Origin of the sequence: Flavobacterium sp. K5-23 (genome assembly GCF_023278045.1) — a bacterium.
In the GTDB taxonomy this organism is placed as follows: Bacteria; Bacteroidota; Bacteroidia; order Flavobacteriales; family Flavobacteriaceae; genus Flavobacterium.
Window position 1 is genome coordinate 3,039,598 of sequence record NZ_CP056783.1, and the last position, 17,877, is coordinate 3,057,474.

At 33.9% G+C, this 17,877-nt stretch carries 10 protein-coding genes and 3 tRNA genes; 5 read left to right on the forward strand and 8 right to left on the reverse strand.

The features are described 5' to 3' along the window. Positions 1-181 precede the first annotated feature (181 nt). The 3 genes from FLAK523_RS13170 to FLAK523_RS13180 all read right to left on the reverse strand — a co-directional run bounded on the left by FLAK523_RS13170 (position 182) and on the right by FLAK523_RS13180 (position 529). A tRNA-Arg gene (locus FLAK523_RS13170) sits at positions 182-255 on the reverse strand. Positions 256-278: 23 nt separating this feature from the next. Next, a tRNA-Pro gene (locus tag FLAK523_RS13175) sits at positions 279-353 on the reverse strand. Positions 354-445: 92 nt separating this feature from the next. Beyond that, a tRNA-Ser gene (locus FLAK523_RS13180) sits at positions 446-529 on the reverse strand. 242 nt (positions 530-771) lie between these two features. Here FLAK523_RS13180 and FLAK523_RS13185 point away from each other — a divergent pair. Both FLAK523_RS13185 and FLAK523_RS13190 read left to right on the forward strand, forming a co-directional pair. Further along, positions 772-1,950, forward strand: coding sequence for an acetyl-CoA C-acyltransferase (locus FLAK523_RS13185; protein ID WP_248904225.1), 1,179 nt, complete (start codon positions 772-774; stop codon positions 1,948-1,950). A gap of 84 nt (positions 1,951-2,034) precedes the next feature. Further along, positions 2,035-2,796, forward strand: a complete 762-nt coding sequence (locus tag FLAK523_RS13190) for a C40 family peptidase (RefSeq protein WP_248904227.1) — start codon at positions 2,035-2,037, stop codon at positions 2,794-2,796. 59 nt (positions 2,797-2,855) lie between these two features. Here FLAK523_RS13190 and FLAK523_RS13195 read toward each other — a convergent pair whose 3' ends face one another. Both FLAK523_RS13195 and gyrA read right to left on the reverse strand, forming a co-directional pair. Continuing rightward, positions 2,856-4,124 carry a hypothetical protein gene (locus FLAK523_RS13195; RefSeq protein WP_248904229.1) on the reverse strand — a complete coding sequence of 423 codons (1,269 nt, stop codon included), beginning with the start codon at positions 4,122-4,124 and terminating at the stop codon, positions 2,856-2,858. Between the two features lie 44 nt (positions 4,125-4,168). Beyond that, on the reverse strand, positions 4,169-6,793 hold the full coding sequence (gene gyrA, locus FLAK523_RS13200; protein ID WP_248904230.1) for a DNA gyrase subunit A: 2,625 nt from the start codon (positions 6,791-6,793) through the stop codon (positions 4,169-4,171). Between the two features lie 256 nt (positions 6,794-7,049). On the opposite strand from gyrA, the gene FLAK523_RS13205 reads away from it, so the two are divergent. Continuing rightward, positions 7,050-9,596, forward strand: coding sequence for an ATP-dependent Clp protease ATP-binding subunit (locus FLAK523_RS13205; protein ID WP_248904232.1), 2,547 nt, complete (start codon positions 7,050-7,052; stop codon positions 9,594-9,596). A gap of 132 nt (positions 9,597-9,728) precedes the next feature. Then, positions 9,729-11,099 (forward strand): 30S ribosomal protein S6--L-glutamate ligase, encoded by a 1,371-nt coding sequence (gene rimK, locus FLAK523_RS13210; RefSeq protein WP_248904235.1) that lies wholly within the window; start codon positions 9,729-9,731, stop codon positions 11,097-11,099. Between the two features lie 101 nt (positions 11,100-11,200). On the opposite strand, the gene FLAK523_RS13215 is transcribed toward rimK, so the two are convergent. Genes FLAK523_RS13215 through hutH form a run of 3 tightly spaced genes read right to left on the reverse strand, consistent with a single transcriptional unit; the run spans position 11,201 to position 14,722 of the window. Next, positions 11,201-12,484, reverse strand: coding sequence for an inorganic phosphate transporter (locus FLAK523_RS13215; RefSeq protein ID WP_248904237.1), 1,284 nt, complete (start codon positions 12,482-12,484; stop codon positions 11,201-11,203). Positions 12,485-12,514: 30 nt separating this feature from the next. Beyond that, complete coding sequence (locus FLAK523_RS13220; protein WP_248904239.1) at positions 12,515-13,159, reverse strand: DUF47 domain-containing protein; 645 nt, start codon at positions 13,157-13,159, stop codon at positions 12,515-12,517. Between the two features lie 48 nt (positions 13,160-13,207). After that, the gene (gene hutH / locus FLAK523_RS13225) at positions 13,208-14,722 is read right to left on the reverse strand and encodes a histidine ammonia-lyase (protein WP_248904241.1); all 1,515 of its coding nucleotides are present in this window, start codon (positions 14,720-14,722) and stop codon (positions 13,208-13,210) included. Positions 14,723-15,379: 657 nt separating this feature from the next. On the opposite strand from hutH, the gene thrA reads away from it, so the two are divergent. Next, entirely contained in the window at positions 15,380-17,827 is a 2,448-nt protein-coding gene (gene thrA, locus FLAK523_RS13230) for a bifunctional aspartate kinase/homoserine dehydrogenase I (protein ID WP_248904243.1), read from the forward strand. The last annotated feature ends 50 nt before the right edge of the window (positions 17,828-17,877 follow it).

Consider the following 17,877-nt stretch of genomic DNA (forward strand, 5'->3'; position numbering starts at 1 on the left):
CGTAAAGATTATTGGACAATTTCTTTTTCGTCAGTTTGAGTAATTTTACACAAAAATTGTATGGAGATCAAGAGAAGTTTTATTATAAGTGTAATATAAATTACAGCGAAGGAATGGAGTGAAATTATTGGGGAAATAAATTTAAAAACCCCTATAAACAGAAAGTTTATAGGGGTTTTTGTGAAGGCAGAAGGATTCGAACCTTCGACCGCCTGCTTAGAAGGCAGGTGCTCTATCCAGCTGAGCTATGCCTCCATTGCTCATGTAAAAAAATTCTGTCGGGGTGGCAGGATTCGAACCTGCGGCCTCCTGCTCCCAAAGCAGGCGCGATAACCGAGCTACGCTACACCCCGTACAATTTCATTATTGTTTTTGTGTATATTACCTGAACTTGCAGGACACACTTTTAAGAATATGCTACTATTCTAATCGCAAATTTAATAAGCGGAGGGACAGGGACTCGAACCCTGGCACCGATTGCTCGATGACAGTTTAGCAAACTGCTCCATTACCACTCTGGCACCCCTCCTAGCTGTTAAGAAAGTTGTTCTCTTTTGCGGTGGCAAAGGTAGCACATCATTGCATTACTCACAACTATTTCAAGACTTTTTTTCAAAGTTTTTTAGCATTTTTTTTAAATCAATTCATAGTCAGACATATAGCGTTAAATAAAATTTATCATTTTTTTACTTCTATCATTATAGTTGATTGAAAATTTGAAATTGCTTAAAAATGACTAAATTTGCTAGATAAACCAACATTATATATATCATGATCAAAAAAGTTGTTATAGTTTCTGCCGTTAGAACACCTATCGGAAGTTTTATGGGAGGATTATCTACGGTAACAGCCCCAAAATTAGGAGCAGCAGCCATCAAAGGCGCTTTAGATAAAATAAATTTAGATCCTAATCTAGTTGATGAAGTTTTTATGGGTAATGTAGTTCAGGCCGGTGTAGGTCAAGCTCCTGCTCGTCAAGCTGCAGTATTTGCAGGGTTACCTGACTCAGTAATATGCACAACTGTAAATAAAGTGTGCGCATCAGGTATGAAAGCTGTAATGTTTGCAGCACAAGCTATTCAATCTGGTGATGCCGAAATTGTAGTTGCTGGTGGAATGGAAAATATGAGTTTGATTCCTCATTATATGCATTTAAGAAACGGAGTTAAATTTGGACCAGGTACTATGGTAGATGGTTTACAAAAAGACGGACTTACTGATGCATACGACAATAACGCTATGGGCGTTTGTGCAGACGCATGTGCTACTGATTACAATATTACAAGAGATGAGCAAGATAACTACGCTATTCAATCCTATGAGCGCTCTGCCAAAGCATGGGAAGCTGGTAAATTTAATAACGAAGTAGTTCCTGTTGCAGTTCCCCAAAGAAAAGGTGACCCAATAATGGTTACTAAAGATGAAGAATACACTAATGTCAAATTAGACAAAATTCCTGCATTAAATCCTGTTTTCACAAAAGACGGTACAGTTACTGCTGCAAACGCTTCAACTATTAATGACGGAGCCGCAGCTTTAATATTAATGAGCGAAGAAAAAGCCCTTTCATTAGGATTAAAACCTTTAGCTTACATTAAAGGATATGCTGACGCAGCTCAAGAGCCAAAAAAATTCACTACGACTCCTGCAAAAGCATTACCTAAAGCTTTAGACAAAGCCGGAATTTCTATAAGCGATGTTGATTATTTTGAATTTAACGAAGCCTTTGCTGTTGTAGGCCTTGCTAATGCAAAAATTTTAAACCTAGACAACAATAACCTAAATGTAAACGGTGGTGCTGTATCATTAGGACACCCACTAGGATGTTCTGGAGCAAGAATAATCGTTACCTTATTAAATGTTCTAGAACAAAATAATGGTAAAATTGGAGCAGCTGCTATCTGTAATGGTGGTGGTGGAGCTTCGGCAATTGTTATTGAAAGAATTTAATTAATTATTTTATACATAATGGGTTATAAGTTTTAATACTTTTAACCCATTATTTTTTTAACAACAACTCATAACTGCATCTAAATGTTCGGAATTTGTAATCTTGCTATAATCCCTCTAAGGTCTGAACCTAGCGATAGAAGCGAAATCGTTTCTCAAGTATTATTTGGAGAACATTTTGAAATTTTAGAAAAACAAAATCAGTGGTCTAAAATTAAAATGCAATTTGATAACTACGAAGGCTGGGTGGACTCTAAACAGTATCAGGTTATTTCAGAATCTAATTACTTTGAACTTTCTAATGATACAATTATTCTAAATGCGGATTTAATAGAGTACGTAAGCGCACCTTCAAACCTACTAATCCCAATTCCATTAGGGGCAAGCCTTTCTTTTTTAAAGAATAAGGAGATAAATACTACCCATTTAGAATTTGAAGGAACAAAAATTAGTGGAGTCAAAGACAAAAAAGAGTTAATAAACACCGCTTTTCTATACTTAAACTCACCCTATTTATGGGGAGGAAAAACACCGTTTGGAATCGATTGTTCGGGTTTTACCCAAATGGTATACAAACTAAACGGATTTAAACTTTTACGAGACGCATCTCAACAAGCAACCCAAGGAGAAGCTTTAAGTTTTATTGAAGAAAGCGAACCAGGAGATTTAGCCTTTTTTGACAATGATGAAGGCAATATTACACACGTAGGAATTATAATGGAAAACAATTACATTATACACGCCTCCGGTAAAGTTAGAATAGATAGATTAGATCATTTAGGGATATACAACCCCGAAATCAATAAGCACACACACAAACTCCGTGTAATAAAAAAAATTATATAATTAAAAAAGCCATTTAGATTTTCAACTAAATGGCTTTTTTATTATTTTCTAAACAAAGATTACATTTTAGCTTTCAATGCTTTATACTCTGCTGTCATTTCCAAAGCACTATAAACATTCAATAAAGTTTTAGTTACATCTTCATTCTTAGGATCTATTTCAACCGCTTTTTGAAGATAAGGAATTACACTTTTAAAAATGTTTTGACGTTTCACTTTCAATTCGTCATATCGCTTCATATCCTTAGCTGAAGTTCCTAATTTATTCATTTCTTCAATTATAGCACCTTCTCCATCTAGCTTCAAAGCAGCCATATTAATATAAGCGTTTGTATATTTAGGATTAATCTCTATCACTCTATTGTAATGTTTCTCAGCTTCAACACTATTTTTAGCATTCCCACTAATAACACCTAAATTAAAAATTAAATCCGCATCATTAGGATTTTTTTCTAAAACTTCAGCAATAAGTTTTTTATAAGTAACAAAGTCTTTTGTCTCTAAGTATAAATTTGCTTCAGTTAATATTAACGAAGTATCCTCAGGATTAGCAGTTCTAGCCTCTGAAATTGCTTTTTTCGCTTCTTCTGTCTTACCTTTTTGAACTAAAATCAAAGCTATATTTTTAAATATCTCACCTCTTTTTGAAGGAATAGCTTCAGTTCTTGGTTTTTCATGAGTTCCAAGTTTAACCATTTTATCTCTCTCTTGCAGCGTATTAAAAAGATCTTCTTCAGAAGTTAATTTATTGACTGCAAAATAGCTTGTTCCTTTTCCAGAATAGTTTAAATTTTTCAACTCATCATACAACTTAAGTGCCGCATCATATTCTTGAGCATTAACATAAGTAGACGCAGCATAATATAAATTTAGAGTGTCTTTTTTATCTAATAGATAAGCATCATGCAATTTTTTTGCACTTCCTGAAAATTTATCAACTTTAGAGTCAGCAATAGCTCCGTTAATCAATTTATATTTTATTGAAGTAATTGAAGTGGCAGCCTCAGTTGAGTATTTAGACTTTCCAGAAGCTTTTTCAGCCTCAATTAAATCTTGAAAAGCACTTGCCGCAAGAGATAAATTTTTATCTGTTTCAATGTTTTTATTTGCTAAATCTAAAAAAGCGTTCCCTTTTACAAAGAAAAATTGTGCTTTCTCAGAATCAGATGCGTTTGAAATAAGGGATTCAGCTCCTTGTAAAATAGTTATAGCTTCTTGAGCGTTTCCTTTTTTAAATGCCTTTTCTGCAGCTTTAATTTCATCTTTTTGCGCAAAAGTAGCTACTGACATCAATAATGCCGACGATAGTATTACATTTTTAATCTTCATGGTATTTACAATTATGTTTAAATTTATTTTAATTACTAATATTGTTAAGCTTCGTCATCAGAATCATCCTCATCAGAATCATCTTCAATTTCTTCTTCTTCAGAATCATCTTCATCATCATCGTCTTCTCCGCCTTCATCTTCTAAGACTTCTAAAACTGGCTTTACACGCTCAATTGTTTCAGATGCTATTACATTTCCATCTTCATCAACTTCTACTTCTTCCTCTGCGTCATCCTTCATAACTTTAGTAACCGCAGCAATAGAATCTTTCCCTTTTATATTGATAAGTTTAACACCTTGAGTAGCACGTCCCATAACTCTCAAGTCTTCTACAGCCATTCTAATTGTTAATCCTGACTTGTTAATGATCATTAAATCATCAGCATCTGTAACGGCATTTATAGAAATTAAACTACCTGTTTTTTCAGTAATATTTAAGGTTTTAACCCCTTTACCTCCACGGTTTGTAATTCTATATTCATCTAAGCTTGAGCGCTTTCCATAACCGTTTTCGGCAACGACAAGGATCTCACTATTCATATCATTAACAGTAACCATGCCAATTACTTCATCCGTATCATCTTTTAAAGTAATTCCGCGTACACCAGAAGCTGTTCTTCCCATAGGACGAGTCTTGGTTTCTTCAAATCGAACTAACTTACCAGATTTAACAGCTAATATAATTTGGCTTTCACCATTAGTCAATTTAGCTTCTAATAATTCATCGCCTTCCTTAATTGTAATTGCAGCAACTCCATTTACTCTAGGTTTAGAATACTTCTCTAAAGATGTTTTCTTAACCTGACCTTTTTTAGTCACCATAATCAAATTATGGCTATTGATATAATCCTTGTCTTTTAAATCCTGAGTACAAATAAAAGCTTTCACTTTATCATCACTTTCAATATTTACAAGATTTTGAATCGCCCTACCTTTAGCAGTTTTACTTCCTTCTGGTATTTCAAATACACGCATCCAGAAACATTTTCCTTTTTGGGTAAAGAACATCATATATTGATGATTTGTAGCGACAAACATGTGCTCTAAGAAATCTTGATCTCTTGTACCAGCACTTTTTTGACCTACTCCTCCTCTATTTTGAGTTTTATATTCCGTTAAGTTGGTACGTTTAATATAACCTGCATGAGAAATTGTAATTACCACATTCTCATCTGCAATTAAATCTTCGATACTTACATCTCCACCGGAATATTCTATTTTCGAGCGACGTTCGTCACCGTATTTATCACGAATTTCAACAAGCTCTTCTTTTATCAAAGCAATTCTTAGATTTACATCAGCTAATAAAGCTCTTAAATGCTCTATTAACTTCATAATTTCGTCATATTCACTTCTCAACTTATCTTGTTCAAGTCCAGTTAATTGACGTAAACGCATTTCTACAATAGCACGAGATTGAATGTCAGATAAATTAAATCTTTCAATTAATTTATCCCTTGCCTCTTCTGTACTTTTTGAAGCTTTGATTAAAGCAATTACTTCGTCAATATTATCTGAAGCAATTATCAAACCTTCTAATATATGAGCTCTTGCTTCCGCTTTTTTCAATTCAAATTGCGTTCTGCGAGTCACCACATCGTGTCTGTGTTCAATAAAATAGTGAATTAGATCTTTCAAATTTAACATTTGAGGACGACCTTTTACAATTGCAATATTATTTACACTAAAAGAAGATTGTAGCTGAGTATACTTATATAAGGTATTTAATACCACATTAGGCGTTGCATCGCGTTTCAAAATATAAACGATACGCATACCGTTTCTATCTGATTCATCACGTATGTTTGCAATACCTTCAATTTTTTTATCGTTAACCAAATCAGCAGTACGCTTAATCATATCAGCCTTATTGACTTGGTATGGAATTTCAGTTACGATGATACATTCTCTACCATCCACTTCTTCAAAACCAACTTTGGCACGCATTACAATTCTACCTCTACCGGTTTTAAATGCTTCACGAACTCCTTCGTACCCATATATTATTCCTCCAGTAGGGAAATCTGGAGCTTTGATATGAGTCATTAATTCATCAATCTCGATATCGTTATTGTCCATAAACGCTAACGTACCGTTGATTACCTCAGTTAAGTTGTGAGGTGGCATATTCGTTGCCATACCTACTGCAATTCCTGTTGCACCATTAATTAATAAGGTAGGAACACGAGTGGGCATAACCGTTGGCTCTTCTAGAGTATCATCAAAATTCAATTTAAAATCAACCGTTTCTTTATCTATATCAGCCAAAATTTCTTCAGAAATTTTACGCATTCTAGCCTCAGTATAACGCATCGCTGCTGGACTATCTCCATCAACCGATCCAAAGTTACCTTGACCATCAATCAATAAATAACGCATACTCCATTCTTGAGCCATACGAACCATGGCGTCATAAACAGAAGTATCTCCGTGTGGGTGATACTTACCTAAAACTTCTCCGACAATTCTTGCAGACTTTTTGTGAGCAGATCTTGAGTTAACCCCCAAATCATGCATTCCAAACAATACTCTTCGATGTACTGGTTTCAAGCCATCTCTAACATCTGGAAGTGCTCTTGATACAATTACCGACATCGAATAATCGATATAGGCTGTTTTCATTTCATCTTCTATGTTAATAGGAATTAACTTTTCTCCTTCAGACATAAGTTGTTATATTAAATAATTATATTAGTTTCAAAACATGCCAATATACGTATTTTTGAAATTTTTAAAAGCTTTTCTCTCTACTTATTTCAATGATTTATTAACAAATCAATATTCAGTTATATTAGACAATTTAAGTTGCTTTTTTCTTTTATAGTATTGTTTTTTTTTGTCTATTAGCTGACAGTAGTTCTTTAAGGAACGGTTTTTGTTTTTAAATTACTATTCACTAAATTTACATTAGCAAATATATATTATGGATGATAATTTTTCACCAAGAGTAAAAGATGTAATTACCTATAGCAAGGAAGAAGCTTTGCGACTGGGGCATGACTTCATTGGGACTGAACACCTGATGCTAGGTATTTTAAGAGATGGAAACGGTAAGGCAATACAAATACTGAACAATCTATCTGTAGATCTAGATCATTTACGTAGAAAGGTTGAAATTCTAAGCCCCGCCAATCACGGTGTTGAATTAAATACCGAAAAGAAAAACCTTCATCTTACACGCCAAGCAGAAAGAGCACTGAAAACCACTTTTCTAGAAGCAAAAGTTTTTCAAAGTACCTCAATTAGCACTGCACATTTATTATTGTGCATTTTAAGAAACGAGAACGATCCAACAACCAAGCTATTGAATAAACTTAAAATTGATTATGACGTAGCTAAAGAACAATATATAAATATGACTCCAAGCGAAGAAGAATTCTTAGAAAACTTACCAAGAGCATCAGACTCTTACAACGATGACCCAGGACAAGATGACAGTCTTAAAGAGGGTAATTTTAACAATCCGGCTAATAAATCAAATAAAAAATCTAAAACTCCTGTTTTGGATAATTTTGGTAGAGATTTAACTGAAATGGCCGAAGAAGGAAAATTAGATCCAGTTGTGGGACGAGAAAAAGAAATTGAACGTGTTTGTCAAATCTTAAGCCGTCGTAAAAAGAACAACCCGCTCCTTATAGGAGAACCAGGAGTTGGAAAATCAGCTATTGCCGAAGGTTTAGCTTTACGAATTGTACAAAAAAAGGTTTCTAGAATCTTATTTAACAAGCGTGTTGTGACTTTAGATTTAGCCAGTCTCGTTGCCGGAACTAAATATAGAGGACAGTTTGAAGAACGTATGAAAGCAGTAATGAATGAATTAGAAAAAAATGATGATATCATTCTTTTCATTGATGAAATTCATACAATCGTTGGTGCTGGTGGAGCTACTGGTTCTCTTGATGCTTCAAATATGTTTAAACCCGCTTTATCACGAGGTGAAATCCAATGTATTGGAGCCACTACTCTTGATGAATACAGACAATACATCGAAAAAGATGGAGCTTTAGAAAGACGTTTTCAAAAGATTATTGTTGAACCAACATCTGTTGACGAAACGATTACCATTTTGAATAACATCAAAAACAAATACGAAGATCATCACAATGTTACCTATACCGATGAAGCAATTGAAGCTTGTGTTAAATTAACTAACAGATATATGTCTGAGCGTTTTTTACCTGACAAGGCTATCGATGCTTTGGATGAAGCAGGTTCACGTGTACACATCACCAATATCGAAGTTCCAAAACAAATTTTGGATTTAGAGCGTCAACTGGAAGACATTCGTGAATTGAAAAACGTAGTTGTTAAAAAGCAAAAATATGAAGAAGCCGCAAAACTTCGCGATGATGAGAAACGTATCGAAAAAGATTTAGCAATTGCCCAGGAACAATGGGAAGAAGATGCTAAAAGCAATCGCATCCAAGTTACAGAAGATAACGTTGCCGATGTTGTTTCTATGATGACTGGAATTCCAGTAAATCGTATTGCACAAACGGAAAGCAATAAATTAGCTCATTTACCCCAACTAATAGAAAATAAGGTTATTGGTCAAAAAGAAGCCGTTTTAAAAATTGCCCGTTCTATTCAAAGAAATCGCGCGGGATTGAAAGACCCCAACCGTCCTATTGGTTCCTTTATTTTCTTAGGTCAAACAGGTGTTGGTAAAACACAATTGGCCAAAGTATTAGCCAAAGAATTATTCGATTCAGAAGATGCTTTAGTTCGTATTGATATGAGTGAATATATGGAAAAATTTGCCATTTCAAGATTAGTTGGAGCGCCTCCAGGATACGTAGGTTACGAAGAAGGTGGCCAATTGACTGAGAAAGTACGTAGAAAACCATATTGCGTTGTACTATTGGATGAAATTGAAAAAGCACATCCTGATGTTTTCAACATGTTGTTACAAGTTCTAGATGACGGTTATTTAACTGATAGTTTAGGCCGAAAAATTGATTTCAAAAATACTATAATCATTATGACATCAAATGTTGGTGCCAGACAATTAAAAGATTTTGGTCAAGGTGTCGGTTTTGGAACTGCAGCCAAAGTTGCGCAAGCTGATGATAATTCGAAAAGTATTATTGAAAACGCATTAAAGAAAACTTTTGCTCCCGAATTTTTAAATAGAATTGATGATGTTATTGTATTTAATGCATTAGAAAAAGAACATATTGATTTGATTATCGAAATCGAATTGGAAAAACTTATTTTGAGAGTTTCTGATCTTGGGTACAAATTAAACCTATCTGACAAAGCCAAAGCATATATTGCAGAAAAAGGTTTTGACAAACAATTTGGCGCAAGACCATTAAAAAGAGCGATTCAAAAGTATGTTGAGGATACTCTTGCAGAAGAAATAATCACTTCTAAAATTAACATAGGTGATGAAATTTTTATGGATATTGAAGATGGCGCAAGCGAATTGAACGTTAATATCAAAAAAGCTGACGAAACAGCAAGTTAATACAATACCCCATTTACATCAAGATAACCCGTTACGTATTCAATTCATAACGGGTTTATTCTTGAAAACAATTCACACTATAATAAAAATAATTATATTTCACTTTTACAAACCGCTTAATCAAATATAAACATGACACAAAACAAAGTTATTTTAGGCAGCGAAGAATGGTGTTCTTTTCCAGAATTAGGAATTCCTATCATTAAAGCCCGTGTCGATTCGGGAGCAAAAACTTCTGCTCTACATGCTATAAATATTGCCCCTTTCATAAAAAACGAAGCTAATTGGGTTAAATTTGACATCAACCCAATTCAGAATAATTTAAAAACGATTATCCATTGCGAAGCACCACTAATAGACAAACGAATTGTAAAAAGTTCCAGTGGTTTTCGAGAGCAACGCTATGTTATTCAAACTAGTTTAAAAATTGGTGATTCCAATTGGCCAATCGAAATGACATTGACTAATCGAGATTCAATGGGATTCAGAATGCTTCTAGGAAGAGAAGCTATGAGTGGTAGAGTTCTTGTTGATCCTGAACAAAAATACCTCTTAGACCAGCCTACACCAGATGCAATAAAAGAGTTATATCTAAACTCAGAAAAAGCAAGTTCTGGCTTACGTATTGGACTACTTGCCAGCAACCCTAATTTATACAGCAATAAAAGAATCATGGAAGCTGGAGAAATGCGCGGACATGAAATGCATTTTTTGAATATCAAAGAATGCTATATGAAATTGGATGCTGAAACACCCGAAATCCATTATAGAGGTGGGATAATTCTAAACCAATTTGACGCCATTATTCCAAGAATACGACCAAGCATCACTTTTTACGGATGTGCATTAACGAGACAGTTTGAAGCTTTAAAAGTTTTTTGCCTGAACTCAGCAAGTGCTATTACACAATCACGTGATAAATTATATTCTTTACAATTACTTTTAAATAGCGGTATAGGCATCCCCACAACTGGTTTTGCTAATTCCCCTTTGGACACAAATGATTTAATAAAAATGGTAGGTGGATCTCCATTAATAATAAAATTATTAGAAGGAACTCAAGGAAAAGGAGTTGTATTAGCCGAAACTAAAAAAGCGGCAGAAAGCGTTATAAATGCTTTCAAAAGCTTGAATGCTAATATTCTTGTTCAGGAATTCATTAAAGAAGCTAATGGAAAAGACATCCGTTGTTTTGTAATAGACGGTAAAGTGGTTGCGTCCATTCAACGAGAAGCCATGCCAGGTGAATTCAGAGCTAACATCCATCTTGGAGGAACTGCATCAGTTATTAAAGCGACAAGTGAAGAAAAACGAATTGCTATAAAAGCGGCTAAAGCCATGGACTTAAAAGTGGCCGGTGTCGACATTATCCGTTCTTCGAAAGGACCTCTACTCCTAGAAGTAAACTCATCTCCGGGTCTAGAAGGAATTGAAGGAGCAACAAACAAAGATATTGCTGGTGAAATGATCAAAGCAATTGAAAAGAATTTTAAGTTGAAATAAAGAGAATATTATCTTTTAAATCTTTACCGACAAAACATAAAAAAACCATCCAAATTTTACTTTTGGATGGTTTTTTTTATCATTATTAATGAATATATTTATTAGATAAACACACTCAATATATAGTACAATAACGCTGCTAATAATGCTGAGATTGGAATAGTTAACACCCAAGCCCATAAAAGACTAACTGTAACTCCCCAACGTACCGCTGACACCCGTTTAGTCATGCCAACACCAATGATTGATCCTGTAATTGTATGTGTTGTACTCACCGGTATTTTTAAATGCTCTGTAAAATACAAAGTTAAAGCTCCAGCAGTTTCAGCTGCAACTCCTTCAAATGAAGTAACTTTTGTAATTTTAGATCCCATAGTTTTTACAATTTTCCATCCACCACTAAGTGTACCTGCAGCAATAGCAGAATAACATGCTAAAGGAATCCAACCTGGCATTTTACCCGCTATGTCATCTTTTGGTAAGACAACATCAAGCCAAGCCGGTAAACTTTCTTGAGCAACACCTGTAGTATGGATGTATACTGCAACTGCCGCTGCAATAATACCCATTACTTTTTGAGAATCATTTCCACCGTGACCTAAACTAAATGCTGCTGATGATAGTAACTGCATTTTTTTCAACCATGCTGTAGCTTGATTTAAATTTAAACTACTAAAAATAAGACAAAAAGTACTTACAGATAAAACAATAAAAGCAACTAGAAACCATTTGATATTATGAGACTCAAAAACAACACTCCAAAAAGGAGAGTCGAAACGCGGTTTCTCAATAACATCATAATATTTCATTTGGCTTTCAACAAACCAAATTGTAAGTGCCATTAATGACATGGTAAACAGCTTTGGGTAAATACTTTTCTTAGAAGAATGAAGCAACCAAAGTGATATCAAATAAGAAATCAATGCTCCTACCAATGGTGCCAATACAATAAAGGCTATGATTATCAATACACCAGACGGCATACCACCATCTTTTCCTTCTTTATACCAAGAAACAACACCAAAACCCGCATGAGCAATTGCTGCTCCTGCAAAACCACCAATTAGAGTATGGGATGAACTAGAAGGAATTCCTAACCACCAAGTTAGAAGATTCCAACAAATTGCTGCAATTACACCTGCAAGAATAACCACCAGATTAATATCCATGGTATGCGCTGTCTTTGCAACAGTATCTGCTACTCCAAAACCAAAAACCCAATAAGCTAAAAAATTAAAAAAAGCTGCCCAAAGTACCGCCTGAAAAGGAGATAACACTTTTGTGGCAACGACTGTAGCAATAGCATTAGCGGCATCATGAAAACCATTGATGTAATCAAAGATTAATGCCAGTACTATTATAACTAAAAGTAAAGTAAATTCCATATATAAATTTTCAGAAGATAACTGATTTGATTAAGAATGTTTTACGGCAATAGACTCTAAAACATTGGCCACACTCTTACATTTATCAGTTGCCGTTTCTAAAACTGACAATACCTCTTTGTATTTAATAATGACTTTTGCATCAGTTTCATTTTCGAATATTTCGAACAATGCTTTATTACAAACATTATCAGATTTATTTTCTAATTTACTAATTCTTGCACAAGCGTCAGTAATATTTTTAATGTTCTTGAAATTTTTCAATTCTTTAACCGCAACATCAATATTTTGACAAGCTTCAAGATTGATTTCAGTCAATTTTCTGATAGATTTTGTAATCTTGTCAACATGATACAATTTCATTCTACTTGCTGCACCATGAAGATTATCCGCAACATTATCAATCGACGTAATTAAAGCATGAATATCTTCTCTGTCAAATGGAGTAATGAAATTTCTACTCAACTCAAGATTCGTTTGACGAGTAATGTCTTCTCCTTTTTGTTCTAAAACATCAATTTTTTGAAAAAGAACTTCTCTTTCTTTTAACGGAAGGTTTACAGCTTCATGTAAATTTGAAGCTAATTCAATTAAATTACTTGATGCCTCTTCAAAAAGAGGAAAAAACTTTTTGTCTTTTGGGACTAAAAACTGAAAAATACTATTTAATGACATCTTATTATTATTTTATGGGCAAAATTAATTCTTTATTTTATCTTAATGTTAAGCTATTGTTAACAAATCATCTTCGATCTGAAAACTATTTAAAAAAGACACTGTTTTCTCAATATCATAATGTAAAATTCTGTCTTCTGTAACAAACGGAACTTCTTCTCTGTAAGATTTAAGAAACATTTCAATAAAATCACTTGATTTTAGTGGGTTTCTATAAGCTATAGCCTGTGAAGCATTCATTAATTCGATTGCTAATATGCGTTCTAAATTATCCATAACACGCAATGCTTTTGTTGCACCATTAGCTCCCATGCTTACATGGTCTTCCTGTCCGTTACTTGAAACTATACTGTCAATACTTGAAGGAGTCGCTAATTGTTTGTTCTGACTCGCGATACTCGCCGCAGTGTATTGTGGAATCATAAACCCTGAATTTAAACCTGGATTATCAACAAGGAATGCAGGAAGGTTACGCAATCCCGATATCAATTGGTACGTTCTACGTTCTGATATACTCCCTAATTCGGCTAATGCAATCGCCATAAAATCCAATGCCAATGCCAATGGTTGCCCATGGAAATTTCCTCCTGAGATAATTTGGTCACTTTCGATAAAAATATTTGGATTATCTGTAACCGAATTAATTTCAGTTTTAAATACTTTATGGACATAATCAATCGCATCTTTTGATGCACCGTGAACTTGAGGAATACAACGGAAAGAGTAAGGATCCTGTACGTGAATTTTAGCCTGCTCAATGATTTCGCTTCCTTCAAGGAAACCTTTTACACGATTTGCAGTTACAATTTGACCTTTATGAGGGCGAATAAAATGAATCAATTCATTAAACGGCTCAATACGACCGTCAAATCCTTCTAATGAAATAGACCCGATTAAATCCGCTAAGTAAGAGAATTTGCTGGCTTTCATTAAAATATGAGCACCATAAGCACTCATAAATTGTGTTCCATTCAATAATGCCAAACCTTCTTTGGATTGCAAAACAATTGGTTCCCAATTAAAGTGTTTCATCACTACGCTAGAATGCACTTTTTTTCCTTCAAAAAACACTTCCCCTTCTCCTAACAAAGGCAAAGACAAATGAGCTAAGGGAGCTAAATCTCCAGAAGCCCCAAGTGAACCTTGTGTATATATTATAGGTAGGATGTCATTGTTATAGAAAGCAACCAAACGTTCAACTGTTTGCAATTGAATTCCAGAATGTCCGTAGCTTAAAGATTGAATCTTTAGCAACAACATTAATTTCACTATTTCGTTTGGCACTTCTTCACCCGTACCACAAGAATGTGATTTCACCAAGTTTTCTTGAAGTTGTGACAGGTTTTCATTTGAAATTTTCACGTTGCATAACGATCCAAAACCAGTATTTATACCATAAATAGGATCTGAATGTGAAGCCATTTTTTTATCTAAATATTCCCTGCATTTTTGAATATTTACCTTTGCTTCTTCTGATAATTCTATTTTTTTATGATGCGCAATAATTTCCTGTACTATTTCTAAAGAAAGTACTTCTGTACTTATATAATGTGTATTATCCATTTTCTATTGAATTTGAGGAGTCAAAATTCAATAAACCAATATTAAAAAACAACTTTTGTTGATAATAATTTAAATCTTGGCACATTAACAATTCTAAAATCACATTTAAATCAAGGTGGGGAATCTTCAATAATTCAATCAAATACTAGTTTAAATATGAAGTTCAGATTTAGATATTAAAATAAAATTAATTCACACACCCCATTAACTACCTGCAAACCAAACCCGAAATGAGTCGGATTTCAGTATTTAATTCGTTCTTTCAAACATCAAAGCTGTTTTTTCTAGTTTCGAAATCAATAATAAATATTGAATTTTCCTTTAAAATGGCTATTTAATGAGAAAACATTAATTACTGATTAAAATCACCCTTATTATTAAAATATTCGCAAAAAAGAAACAAAAGCTTTTGTTCCTTATAAATAATTGTATTTTTGGAAAACAATAATGCAAGACAACAGAACTACATATCATCCTTCGATAACAACTCAAATATGGGTTGCAATTTCTGTTACCTCTACATTTACAGCTACAACAACTACTACCCCTTAGGGGTATACATTTCACATATAATCCTATTTTATATTTTTCTTATTTTTAAGAAAGACAGAGGATGTATAACAAAAATTGAATTTTTTTTAAATCAAAATACATAATATGAAAGTATTAAAGTTTGGCGGAACTTCGGTTGCCAATGCACAAAACATAAAATTAGCCCTAGATATAATCCTTAACAAAGCGAAACAAGAACAATTAATTGTTGTAGTATCGGCTCTTAGTAAAGTTACAGATTTACTACAGTTAGCTTCAGAAAAAGCAGCTTCAAAGGATGAAATTTACAAGGAAATTGTTGCTGAAATCGAGAAGAAACATCTTGATACCATAAAAGAACTTATTCCTGTAAGTGAACAAAGCGGTTTATTAAGTCACGTAAAAAGAATCATCAATCATCTGGAGACTTTACTGGACGGTTGTTTCCTTTTAGGGGAATTATCTCTTAGAACATCCGATACAATTTTGAGTTTTGGAGAATTACTTTCCTCTTATATTATTGCCGAAGCGCTAAAACAAGATGTTATAAAATGTAGTTATAAAGACAGCGGCGAATTAATAAAAACCAATGCTAATTTTGGAAAAGCAGCTGTAAATTTCGAAATTACTAATAAGCTAATTTCTGATTTTTTTACTTTAAATAATAGTCAAGTTGTAGTTATGCCCGGTTTTATAGCTTCAACTCTGGATGGGAAAAATACTACTTTAGGTCGCGGAGGTTCAGATTACACTGCGGCAATTATGGCGGGAGCATTGAATGCAACCGATTTAGAAATTTGGACTGATGTAAACGGAATGTATACGGCCAACCCAAAAATCGTAAAACAAGCACAGCCTATTGCTTCCATTTCGTATCAAGAAGCCATGGAGTTATCGCATTTTGGTGCCAAAGTTTTATTTCCACCAACTATTCAACCCGTTCTAAGAAAAAACATTCCAATTCTAATTAAAAATACTTTTGATCCAGAAGCCGAAGGAACTTGTATTTCGAATAATGCTGTTGCAAATGGAAACCCTGTAAAAGGAATCAGTCATATAGACAACATCACATTAATTACGCTTGAAGGACCTGGAATGATAGGCGTTTCAGGATCTTCAAAAAGGCTTTTTGAGGTACTCTCACAAGAAGATATCAATGTTGTTTTTATTACTCAAGCATCATCAGAGCATTCTATCTGTATCGGGATTTTAAACACTGATGCTCAAGTTGCTGAAAACGCAATCAATAAAGCTTTCGAAACAGAGATTTCACAAAACAAAATCGACCTATGTATTGTCGAGAAAAACTTATGTATCATTGCTTTAGTTGGTGAAAATATGAAAAACCACCAAGGGCTAAGTGGTAAAATGTTTAGCACATTGGGTAAAAACAATGTTAATATTCGTGCGATTGCTCAGGGAGCTTCTGAAAGAAACATATCAGCAGTAATCAATGAAAGAGATGTGAAAAAAGCATTGAACACACTTCACGAACGCTTTTTTGAAGACAATACAAAACAATTGAATTTGTTTGTAATGGGCGTTGGAAATGTAGGTGAAAAATTCATCGACCAAATAAATCAACAAAATAAATTCCTGAAAGACAATTTAAAAATAAACCTGAGAGTTATTGCCTTGGCTAATTCCAGAAAAATGCTTTTTGATGAAGATGGAATTAATTTAGAATCATGGCAACCTCTTTTGGACAAGGGAGAAGAAGCCAACAAAGACCTTTTTATTTACAATGTAAAACAACTCAATTTACGCAACAGTATTTTTGTGGATATAACGGCAAACGAAAGTGTTTCACAAACCTACGAACACTTTTTAAGAGAAAGCGTTGCTGTAGTGACTTGCAATAAAATTGCCTGTTCTTCAGCTTATGACAATTATAAAAACCTAAAAAATCTATCACGAAGATACAATGCTCCTTTCTTGTTTGAAACGAATGTTGGGGCGGGATTACCTATCATTGACACCGTTAAAAACTTAGTAGTATCAGGTGATAAAGTCAATAAAATACAAGCAGTTTTATCAGGAAGCTTGAACTTTATATTCAATAATTTCGATAAAAACAATTCTTTTTATGATGTAGTGAAAGAAGCTGGTGTACAAGGTTTTACTGAGCCAGATCCGAAAATTGATTTGAGCGGTATTGACGTTGCCAGAAAGATATTAATTTTGATTCGCGAAAGCGGTTATAAAATGGAAATTGAAGAAATTGAAAATAAATCTTTTCTTCCTGTTGAATGCATGGAAACAACAAACAATGAAGATTTCTTTAAATCACTCATCGATTATGCTGGCCATTTCGAAGCTATTTTGGCTGAGGCAAATGAAAAAGAAAGCCGATTAAAATTTGTAGCCCAGTTTGAAAATGGTAAAGCAAGCGTTGGTTTACAATTCATCCCAAAAGACCATCCATTTTATAACTTAGAAGGAAAAGACAATATCGTATTGTTTTATACCGATCGTTATGTAGACCAGCCTTTATTGATAAAAGGTGCTGGTGCTGGTGCTGCGGTCACGGCTTCGGGAATTTTTGCTGATGTGATTAGAATTGGAAATGTGTAATTTTAAGATACAGAGTAACTAAGGAACAAAGTAGCAAAGTTTAGTCGTTT

Excerpts from the sequence above, each read along its gene's own strand:
- FLAK523_RS13215 (WP_248904237.1), bottom strand. The coding sequence starts at position 12,484 with ATGGAATTTACTTTACTTTTAGTTATAATAGTACTGGCATTAATCTTT.
- FLAK523_RS13185 (WP_248904225.1), top strand. The coding sequence starts at position 772 with ATGATCAAAAAAGTTGTTATAGTTTCTGCCGTTAGAACACCTATCGGA.
- gyrA (WP_248904230.1), bottom strand. The coding sequence starts at position 6,793 with ATGTCTGAAGGAGAAAAGTTAATTCCTATTAACATAGAAGATGAAATG.
- FLAK523_RS13220 (WP_248904239.1), bottom strand. The coding sequence starts at position 13,159 with ATGTCATTAAATAGTATTTTTCAGTTTTTAGTCCCAAAAGACAAAAAG.
- hutH (WP_248904241.1), bottom strand. The coding sequence starts at position 14,722 with ATGGATAATACACATTATATAAGTACAGAAGTACTTTCTTTAGAAATA.
- rimK (WP_248904235.1), top strand. The coding sequence starts at position 9,729 with ATGACACAAAACAAAGTTATTTTAGGCAGCGAAGAATGGTGTTCTTTT.
- FLAK523_RS13195 (WP_248904229.1), bottom strand. The coding sequence starts at position 4,124 with ATGAAGATTAAAAATGTAATACTATCGTCGGCATTATTGATGTCAGTA.
- thrA (WP_248904243.1), top strand. The coding sequence starts at position 15,380 with ATGAAAGTATTAAAGTTTGGCGGAACTTCGGTTGCCAATGCACAAAAC.
- FLAK523_RS13205 (WP_248904232.1), top strand. The coding sequence starts at position 7,050 with ATGGATGATAATTTTTCACCAAGAGTAAAAGATGTAATTACCTATAGC.
- FLAK523_RS13190 (WP_248904227.1), top strand. The coding sequence starts at position 2,035 with ATGTTCGGAATTTGTAATCTTGCTATAATCCCTCTAAGGTCTGAACCT.